Raw genomic sequence first — 9,756 nt, forward strand, 5'->3', positions numbered from 1 at the left:
GCATGACCTTCCTCCAGGGCGCCAAGCGGGTCGCCAACCGTCCATTGCAGACACTGGATCAGCTCGGCGACCAGATGTCGTTCTACGGCCGCGCCTTGCTGTGGACGCCGCGGACGCTTCGCCGCTACATGAAAGAAGTTCTGCGGCTGCTCGCCGAAGTGAGCTTCGGTTCCGGCTCGCTCGCCGTCATCGGCGGCACGGTCGGCGTGATGGTCGGCCTGACCCTGTTCACCGGTGTCCTCGTCGGTCTTCAGGGTTACTCGGCGCTGAACTCGATCGGCACCTCGGCCTTCACCGGCTTCCTGACCGCGTTCTTCAACACCCGCGAGATCGCCCCGCTGGTGGCCGGGCTCGCGCTTTCGGCGACCGTCGGCGCCGGGTTCACCGCCCAGCTTGGCGCGATGAGGATCTCCGAGGAGATCGACGCGCTCGAAGTCATGGGCGTGCCCAGCCTGCCGTACCTGGTGACCACGCGGATCATCGCCGGTTTCGTCGCGGTCATCCCGCTGTACGTCATCGGCCTGCTGAGTTCGTATCTCGCGTCCCGGTTGGTCGTTATCTACATCTACAACCAGTCAGCGGGTACCTACGACCATTACTTCGACCTGTTCCTACCACCACAGGATGTGTTGTATTCGTTCATCAAGGTGCTGTTGTTCAGCGTCTTGATCATCCTGTCGCATTGTTATTTCGGTTACCGGGCCTCCGGTGGCCCCGCCGGTGTCGGCGTGGCCGTCGGCAAGGCGGTCCGGCTGAGCATCGTCACGGTGTCCATCATGAACTTCTTCATCGGTTTCGCGATCTGGGGAACCGACGTCACGGTGAGGATCGCAGGATGATCGCGACAATCCGGCGCAGGCTGCTGGGCCTGCTTCTGGTCGCCGTGCTCATCGGCGGAGTGGCGCTGAGCATCGCGCTGTACCAGCGGGCGTTCACGCCCGTCGTCAGCGTGAAGCTCCAGTCGGGCAACATCGGGAACCAGTTGCTGAAGCAGTCCGACGTGAAGGTCCGCGGGCTCATCGTCGGCTCGGTCAAGGAGATCAACGCGACCCCGGACGGCGCCGAACTCACGCTCGCGCTGAATCCGGAGTCGGCGAAACTGATCCCCCAGAACGTTTCGGCGCGATTCCTGCCGAAGACGTTGTTCGGTGAGCGCTTCGTTTCCCTCGAAATCCCGGACGTGCCTTCGGAGCGGACGATCGCCGAGGGCGACGTGATCACCCAGGACCGCACGTCCGGCGCGGTCGAGCTGGAGCAGGCCTTCGCCCACCTGATGCCGGTCTTGCAGGCCGTCCAGCCGCAGAAGCTGTCGAGCACGCTTTCGGCGATCTCGACCGCGCTCAACGGCCGCGGCGACCAGCTCGGCGACACCCTCGCGCAGCTCGGCACCTACGTCGGCGAACTGAACCCCCACGAGCCCAAGCTCCAGCAGAACCTCAAGGAGCTCGCGAAGTTCTCGGACAACCTCGGCGCCGTCGCCCCGGATCTGGTGCAGACCTTGGACAACCTGAGCACCACCACCCGCACCGTGGTGGACCAGAAGATGAACCTCGCGAACCTCTACGGCAGCGTCACCCAGGCTTCGGTCGATCTCCAGACCTTCCTGCGGAACAACGCCGACAACCTGATCCGGCTCGCCGACACCGCCCGTCCGACGGCGGAGCTGCTGGCGAAGTACGCGCCGTCGTACCCCTGCGTCATCGGGCAGATGGCGGACAACCTGCCGAAGATCGACAAGGCCCTCGGCAAGGGCACCGACCGGCCCGGTCTGCACGCGACCATCGAGGTCACCGTCAACCGCGGGCCGTACCTGCCCGGCAAGGACGAGCCGCGGTTCGAGGACAAACGCGGCCCGCGCTGCTACGACCTGAAGCAGTTCCCGGACCCGTTCCCGCAGTACCCGCCGGACGGCCCGATCAAGGACGGCAGCACGGTCAAACCGCCGGCACGCTCGGCGAACGACGGTCTTTCGCCGTCGAACGGTTTCGCGAACGTCGGTGGTTACAACGGCGGGGGAGCGCCCGGCGGTAGCCCGTCCTACAGCGCGTCCGAGTCGGACTTCCTCGCGCAGCTGGTCGCCCCGCAGGTCGGCATGTCCGCCTCGGACGTGCCCGGCTGGGGATCGCTGCTCGTCGGTCCGCTTTACCGAGGAGCGGAGGTGCACGTCCGATGACTGGAGCGGGAGTTGCGCCCCTTGTCGAAAAGGTGATTGCCACGCGCGCGTTCTGGCCGGAGGCCTCGCTATCGCGGAGGCAGGCCGCCCTTTCCACGCGACCGCCGGTTTCGGCTGGTAGGCGCGGCCTGGCCGCGCGATCGCGATCGCGCGCGGACGGGGGGAAGGCATGAGGGGATTGCTCGCTCCGCTGATCAAGCTCTGCGCCTTCATCGTCGTCACCGTGCTGTTCACGACGATCCTCGGGATCAGCATCGCCAACGTGAACACCACCAGCACCAACGCCTACAAGGCACGGTTCAGCGACGCGACCCTCGTGCTGCCCAACGACGACGTCCGGATCGCCGGTGTCCGGGTCGGGCAGGTCAAGGAGGTCCGCATCGTCGACCGGCGCCAGGCCGAGATCGAGTTCGAAGTGGACGCCGGCCGCAAGCTGCCCGCCGGGGTGACCGCGCAGATCAAGTTCCGGAACCTGGTCGGCCAGCGCTACCTCTCGCTCGGGCAGGGCACCGACAGCTCCGGCAAGACACTGGAGCCCGGCGGGAACATCCCGCTGGAGCGGACCACGCCCGCGCTCGACCTGACGCAGTTGTTCAACGGGTTCAAGCCGCTGTTCACCGCGCTCAACCCGGACGACATCAACAAGCTGTCCTACGAGGTCATCCAGGTCCTGCAGGGCGAGGGCGGCACGGTCGAAAGCCTGTTGAAGCACACCGCGTCGCTGGCCACCACGATCGCCGACAAGGACAAGGTGATCGGCGAGGTCATCGACAACCTGAACTCGGTGCTCGACACGGTCAACGCGCACACGCCGCAGCTCAACGACCTGATCGTCAAGCTGCAGCAGCTGGTCTCCGGGCTGGCCGCGGACCGCGAGCCGATCGGCGACGCCATCGAATCGCTCGGCACCCTCGCCCAGACGACCTCCGGTCTGCTCGGCGAGGCCCGCGAGCCGCTCAAGCAGGACATCGCCGCGCTCGGCACCCTGTCGAAGAACCTCAACGACAGCCAGCCGCTCGTCGAGCATTTCATCCAGTTCCTGCCGCAGAAGGTGACGGCGCTGACCCGCACCGCCGACTACGGCTCCTGGTTCAACTTCTTCGCCTGTGAGATGACGGGAGCCGTCGCCCTGCCTCCGCTGATCAACGAGCCGATCAACCTGCCGCTGCTGCCGGTGAACCGGGCGAGGTGCACGGCATGAAGTCGTTCCAGAAACGCAATCCGATCCCGATCGCGCTGGTCGGTATCTCCGTGCTGCTGCTCGGTTTCATCGCCGCGCTCAACTCCGAGGACCTGCCGGTCATCGGCGGCGGGACGACCTACTCCGCGGACTTCAGCGAGGCTTCGGGCCTGCAGGAGGACAACGACGTCCGGGTCGCCGGCGTGAAGGTCGGCAAGGTGTCCGAGATCAAGCTCGACGGCGACAAGGTCCGCATCTCGTTCAAGGTCAAGGACGCCTGGCTGGGCGACAAGACCAGCGCGGCCATCAAGATCAAGACCGTGCTGGGCCAGAAGTACCTGGCGCTCGACCCGCAGGGACAGCGCACGCTCGACCCGAGCGCGACGATCCCGCGTGAGCGCACGATGTCGCCGTTCGACGTCCTCGACGCCTTCCGCGGGCTTTCGCAGACCGTCGACGACATCGACACGACGCAGCTGGCGAAGAGCTTCGACGTCATCACGGAGACCTTCGCGGACACCCCGGCCGACGTGAAGGGCGCGCTGACCGGCCTTTCCCGGCTCTCGGACACCATCGCCAAGCGTGACTCGCAGCTGTCGAGCCTGCTCGCGAACACGCGGCAGGTCTCGCAGACGCTCGTCGACCGCGACGCCGAGTTCCAGAAGCTGCTGGCCGACGGCAACAAGCTGCTCGGCGAGGTGGCCAAGCGCAAGGAGGCGATCTCCGCGCTGCTGGACGGCTCGCGCAACCTCGCCACCCAGCTCAAGGGCCTGGTCGACGACAACGACGCGCAACTCGACCCGGTGCTCACCCAGCTCGATCAGCTGACCTCGATGCTGCAGCGCAACCAGGACGCCCTCGGCCAGGGCATCGCGCGGTTCGCGCCGTTCATCCGGGTGTTCACGAACACGATCGGCAACGGCCGCTGGTTCGACAACTACATCTGCGGACTGGTCCTGCCGTCGTTCGGCCCGATCAACGAGAAGGGGTGCTACGACAAATGAGTACCCGTCTCGGTTCCAGCCTCGCGCGCGGCTTCACCATCGCGATCGTGCTCGCGCTGGTCGTCGCCGGCGCGCTGTGGTGGACGCTCAAGGACGCCGGCCGCAACCACGTGACCGCCTACTTCGCCGGCACGGTCGGCCTCTATGAAGGCAACAGTGTCCGCATGCTCGGCGTCGACATGGGCACGGTCACCAAGATCCAGCCGATGGGCAACCAGGTCCGCGTCGAACTCGAGTACGACCGTTCGGTGGCCGTGCCCGCCGACGCGAAGGCGATCATCGTGTCTCCGTCGCTGGTCAGCGACCGCTACGTGCAGCTCGCCCCGGCGTACAAGGGCGGACCGCGGATCGCCGACGGCGCCGTCATCGGGCTCGACCGCACCGAGGTCCCCCTGGAGGTCGACGAGCTCGCCGCCAGCCTCTCCCGGGTGAGCAGGTCGCTCGGGCCCAACGGCGCCAACAAGAACGGCTCGCTGTCGAACCTGCTCGACACCGCCGCGAAGAACTTCGACGGCAACGGGCAGGCGCTGCACGACACGATCACGAAGCTCGGCCAGGCCGCGGGCACGTTGTCGGGAAACAAGGACGACCTGTTCAAGACCGTCGAGAACCTCGGCTCCTTCTCGCAGACGCTGGTGAACAGCGACAAGCAGGTCCGCGACTTCGAGCGGCAACTCGCCGACGTCAGCGGCTTCCTCGCGGGGGAGCGGGAAAACCTTTCGGCCACGGTGAAGCAGCTGTCCGACACGCTCACCGCGGTGCAGGCGTTCATCGAGAAGAACCGCGACCGGCTGAAGTCCAATGTGGACAAGCTGGCCAGTGTGACCAAGGTGCTCGTGGACCAGCGCGGCGCGCTCGCCGAGATCCTCGACGTCGCGCCGGTCGGCCTCGGGAACCTGGTCAACACCTACAACGCGTCTTCTGGCACGCTCGACGCGCGGGCCAATCTCAACGAGCTCACGCAGCCGCCGCTGGTGATGGTGTGCAACCTGCTCAAGCAGACCCCGGAGGCGCTCGACGCGTTGGGCGACGCGTGCAAGGGGGTCGCCGGACTGGTCGACGGGCTGGTGCCGCTGCCGTCGATCGCGCAGGTGATCCAGTCTTCGCAGGCGGGCCAGCTGCCGCCGCTGCCGCTCCCGATCGCCGGTCAGCTCTATGGAACGGCGGCCAAGTGATGAACAAGAAACTCGCTCTTGCCGCCGTCGGGACCGTTGCCGCGCTGACGTTGAGCGGCTGCGGGTTCAGCGGGATCTACGACGTCCCGTTGCCCGGTGGCGCCGAACTCGGCGACCACCCGTACACGGTCAAGGTGCAGTTCCGGGACGTGCTCGACCTGACCCCGCAGGCCGGGGTGAAGGTCAACGAGGTCGCCATCGGCCGCGTCGAAGCGATCGGGCTGACCCCGGACGGCTGGAACGCCGAAGTCACCCTCCGGGTCAACGGCGACGTGAAGCTGCCGGCGAACGCGCTCGCCAACGTCAAGCAGTCGAGCCTTCTCGGTGAGAAGTACGTCGAGCTGGCGGCGCCGGCCGATGGACAGGGCAAACTCGCCGACAACGCGGTGATCCCGCTTGCCCGCACGAACCGCAGCGTCGAGGTCGAGGAACTGCTCGGCGCGCTTTCGCTGCTGCTCAACGGTGGCGGGGTGGAACAGCTCAACACCATCACCAAGGAACTCAACAACGCCACCCACGGCCGCTCGCCGGAGCTCAAAGCGCTGCTGAACAACACGAACGAGCTGGTCACGAACCTGGACAAGCAGTCCGCGAACATCACGCGGGCGCTCGACGGGCTGAACCGGCTCTCGCTCACCCTGAACGGCCAGAAGGACAAGCTGGTCGGCGCGGTCGACAACCTCGGCCCCGGTCTCGGTGTGCTGGAGCAGCAGCGCGGTCAGCTGGTGACCATGCTGAACGCGCTCAACCACCTCTCCGGTGTCGCCGTCGACACGGTGAACAAGAGCAAGGAAGACCTCGTCGCCGACCTCAAGGCGCTGCAGCCGACGCTGCAGAAACTCGGCGAGGCCGGCTCGGATCTGCCGAAGGCGCTCGAGATCCTGCTGACCTTCCCGTTCAGCGACGCCGCCTACGACGGCGTCAAGGGCGACTACTTCAACCTGTTCGCGAAGATCGACCTGAACCTGAACGAGATCCTCAAGAACCTCGGCCGCAGCCGCGAGAACCCGCTCAAGGACGTCATCCCGGTGCCGGGACTGACCGGGGGCACCGAGGGCCCGGGCGCGAACCCGCCGCTGCCGATCCCGGACAGCGTCGGCGGTCTCGCCGGCGGCCAGGCGAGCGCGCCGCAGGGTGGCGGACAGCCGCAACAGACCGGACCCGCCGGTATCTTCGGTGTGCTGTCGGGAGGTGCCGGCTGATGCTGGTCCGTAGGACGAAGATCCAGCTGGTCGCGTTCGCGATCATCTCCGTGGTCGCCATCGTGTACGCGCTGATCCGGTTCGCCGGGCTCGGCCAGGTCTTCGGTAACGAGGGCTACACGGTGAAAATGCAGCTCAAGCAGTCGGGCGGCATCTTCCAGAACGCCGAGGTCACCTACCGGGGCTTCAACATCGGCCGGGTCGGCGAGCTGCGCCTGACGAAGACCGGGCTGGAGGCCGACCTCAACATCTCGCCGGACGCCCCGCAGGTGCCCGCCGATCTGGACGCCGTCGTCGCGAACCGGTCGGCGGTCGGTGAACAGTTCGTCGACCTGCGGCCCAGGAGCGAGAACGGGCCGTTCCTGAACGCGAGTTCGGTCATCCCGGCCGACAAGGTCAAGACGCCCGTGCCCACCGAGCAGCTCATCGGTGACCTCGACAGCCTCGCGGCCTCGGTGCCGACCGACTCGCTGCGCAAGGTCGTCGACGAGTCGTACAACGCCTTCAACGGCACCGGCCCGGACCTGCAGCGGCTGCTCGACACCGCGCGGAGCTTCACCGCCACCGCGCAGGAGTACCTGCCGCAGACCGTCCAGCTGCTGGAAAAGGGCGGACAGGTCCTCGAAACGCAGAACGACATGGCGAGCTCGATGAAGTCGTTCAGCGCGGACCTCAACAAGCTCTCCGGCACCCTGAAGAACTCCGACGCCGACATCCGGAAGCTGATCGGGATCACCCCGCAGGTGGCGAACCAGATCAGCTCGGTGCTCGCCGAATCCGGGCCGGGGCTGGGCGCGCTGACGGCGAACCTGCTCACGACGTCGAACCTGCTGGTGACCCGGCTCGACGGGCTCGAACAGGGCCTGGTGACCTACCCGATGCTCGCGGCAGGCGCCAACACCGTCGCCAACGACGGCACCGCGCACCTCGGGCTCGCGCTCAACCTGTTCAACCCGCCGTCGTGCACCAAGGGCTACATGGGCCTCGACAAGTACCGCGAAGGCACCGACACGACGCCTCGCGCGCCGAAGGACGACGCGTACTGCGCCGAGCCGAAGGGCAGCCCGATCAACGTGCGCGGTTCGCAGAACGCGCCGTACAACGGGGTCCCGCAGATCCCGTCGGAAGGCGACGTCGCGGCGAACGCCGGCCGCTCGGCCGAGGAACTGGCCAGCCTGCGAGCGGCACAGGGCATGCCGAGCGTCCTGCAGAGCCCCGGGGTCAGCCTGCCCACCCTCGGCATGCTGCTGGGCCTGCCCGGCTGAGGCAAAGACCGTATATCTAACCTGGAGTGTCATGAGTTCTTCTCGATCGCGGACCCTGGTCCTCGGGGCGGCGGCGTTCGCGCTCGCCGCCTTCGTCGCCGCGGCGATCTTCGGTGTCATGTGGGCCGTGGCCGCGGCGGACGACAACGCCGATCTGGCGCGTTCGCGGGACGAGGTGGCCAAGGCGGGCGGCACCGCGATCAAGGCGTACACCGAGGTCGACTTCGAGAAACTCGACGAGTTCTTCGCCAAGCAGAAGGCCGTCTCCGACGACAAGATGGGCCAGCAGCTGGCCCAGCTGGAGCCGACGTACCGCAAGGCGCTCGGCGACGCGAAGACCAAGGTCGTGACCACCATCCAGGACATCGCGGTCGAGGAACTCGACGACCACGAGGGCAAGGCGAGCTTCCTCGCCGCCATCTCCACCCAGGTCACCCAGGGCGACAAGGCGAGCTCGAAGGCGTTGCGCCTGGAGGTCTCGATGACCCGGGTCGGCGATGAGTGGAAGCTGTCCGGGATCGACAACGTGCCCCTCGTCGCGGCCGGTCAGTAAGAGCGTCACCTAGAACGGAGCCACGTAGTGCCCCCCTCCCGTCGCCAGCCTCCTCGCAGCACTCCGCCGGTGCGCCGCCCCAGGGTGGCCGGCCTGCGACGGCCCGGTGCGTCTCCTGCTCCCGCTTCTCCGGAGGCCCCTGCTTCAGAGGTCTCGGAGGTCGACGAAGCGCCGACTCCGGTCCGTCGCCCGACGCCGCGGCCGGCTCCGCGTCCTGAGCCCGAACCTGAGCCTGAGCCCGTCGAGGTCGCTGAGGTCGCTGAGCCTGAGGTGGCCGCTGTCGAGGCTCCTGAAGAGCCCTCGGCCGCCGAAGAGGTCGTCGAGAAGCCGAGTCCCCGTGCGAAGGTCCGCGCGGCCGCCGAAGAGAAGCCGGACGACCTCGAAGAGGCCGAAGCCGAGGTCGCTTCCGATTCCTCGGAGTCCGAGAAGAAGCCAGGCTCCAGGCAGCTGATCCTCGCGGGCGCGCTGGTCGTAGTCGGGTTGCTACTGGCCGCGACCGCGGTGCTGTTCAAGATCCAGGCCGACGAGGTGTCCAGTTCGACGAACAACACCGCGCTGCTGGACGTCGCGAAGACCGCGCAGGTCAAGGACCAGGTCTCGAAGGCGACCGAGGCGCTGTTCTCGTACGACTACAACAACATCGCGAAGACCGAGACCGCGGCGGCCGATCTGCTGGTCAACGACGAGGTGCGGGCGAAGTACAACCTGCTGATGGGCGAGGTCAAGCGGCTGGCGCCGCAGCAGAAGATGGTCGTGACGTGCAAGGTCACCCGTAGCGCCGTCATCCGGCTGGAAGGCGACCGGGCCGACGTGATGGTGTTCGTCGACCAGAGCTCGACGCGGGCCGACACGAACAAGACGACCGCCGGGAGCGCGCAGCTGCACTTGAACGCGGAGCTGCAGGGCGACAAGTGGAAGATCACGGCAATGAACACCTACGCCGCTCCGCCCAACCCCACCGCTTCGTCGGCCCCCGCCTCACCCCCCGCTTCCCCGGCCCCCTCGAAGTGACCCCCGGCCGGACCTGCGTTTAGCCCCCTAATCGCGATCTGGGGCCGCGACGTGCGCCCGTGCCGTGAAGGCCTCCTTGAGGGACCCAGAGTCCCTCAAGGAGGCCTAATGGGTTGTGTTCAGGCTGGTTTGGCAGGCTTGGATGTGGTGGCTGCTGGTGGGTGAGCACTCGTGAGGCCTGGGTTGTGCGAGA

The 9,756-nt window shown here is 67.2% G+C and carries 9 protein-coding genes; all 9 read left to right on the top strand.

The window, feature by feature from the left end; all coding sequences use genetic code 11:
* Positions 1-2 precede the first annotated feature (2 nt).
* The 9 genes from ACZ3HL_RS20155 to ACZ3HL_RS20195 all read left to right on the top strand — a co-directional run bounded on the left by ACZ3HL_RS20155 (position 3) and on the right by ACZ3HL_RS20195 (position 9,563).
* Entirely contained in the window at positions 3-839 is an 837-nt protein-coding gene (locus ACZ3HL_RS20155) for an MlaE family ABC transporter permease (RefSeq protein ID WP_378369448.1), read from the top strand.
* Positions 836-2,173, top strand: a complete 1,338-nt coding sequence (locus ACZ3HL_RS20160; RefSeq protein ID WP_465532765.1) for an MCE family protein — start codon at positions 836-838, stop codon at positions 2,171-2,173. The genes ACZ3HL_RS20155 and ACZ3HL_RS20160 overlap by 4 nt, the downstream gene beginning before the upstream one ends.
* Before the next feature lie 169 nt (positions 2,174-2,342).
* Positions 2,343-3,374: an MCE family protein gene (locus ACZ3HL_RS20165; protein ID WP_465532767.1), complete on the top strand. Its 1,032-nt coding sequence runs from the start codon at positions 2,343-2,345 to the stop codon at positions 3,372-3,374.
* A complete protein-coding gene (locus tag ACZ3HL_RS20170) occupies positions 3,371-4,357 on the top strand; it encodes an MCE family protein (protein WP_465532769.1) in 987 nt (328 codons plus the stop codon). Before ACZ3HL_RS20165 ends, ACZ3HL_RS20170 begins: the two co-directional genes overlap by 4 nt.
* Positions 4,354-5,532 carry an MCE family protein gene (locus ACZ3HL_RS20175; protein WP_465532771.1) on the top strand — a complete coding sequence of 393 codons (1,179 nt, stop codon included), beginning with the start codon at positions 4,354-4,356 and terminating at the stop codon, positions 5,530-5,532. Before ACZ3HL_RS20170 ends, ACZ3HL_RS20175 begins: the two co-directional genes overlap by 4 nt.
* Positions 5,532-6,734: an MCE family protein gene (locus tag ACZ3HL_RS20180; RefSeq protein WP_465532773.1), complete on the top strand. Its 1,203-nt coding sequence runs from the start codon at positions 5,532-5,534 to the stop codon at positions 6,732-6,734. The genes ACZ3HL_RS20175 and ACZ3HL_RS20180 overlap by 1 nt, the downstream gene beginning before the upstream one ends.
* Positions 6,734-7,999 carry an MCE family protein gene (locus ACZ3HL_RS20185; RefSeq protein WP_465532775.1) on the top strand — a complete coding sequence of 422 codons (1,266 nt, stop codon included), beginning with the start codon at positions 6,734-6,736 and terminating at the stop codon, positions 7,997-7,999. The genes ACZ3HL_RS20180 and ACZ3HL_RS20185 overlap by 1 nt, the downstream gene beginning before the upstream one ends.
* A gap of 31 nt (positions 8,000-8,030) precedes the next feature.
* Positions 8,031-8,552: a hypothetical protein gene (locus tag ACZ3HL_RS20190; RefSeq protein WP_465532777.1), complete on the top strand. Its 522-nt coding sequence runs from the start codon at positions 8,031-8,033 to the stop codon at positions 8,550-8,552.
* A gap of 84 nt (positions 8,553-8,636) precedes the next feature.
* Positions 8,637-9,563 (top strand): hypothetical protein, encoded by a 927-nt coding sequence (locus tag ACZ3HL_RS20195; protein WP_465532799.1) that lies wholly within the window; start codon positions 8,637-8,639, stop codon positions 9,561-9,563.
* Positions 9,564-9,756 lie beyond the last annotated feature (193 nt).

The sequence above is a fragment of the Amycolatopsis sp. NPDC000009 genome, from assembly GCF_055563465.1.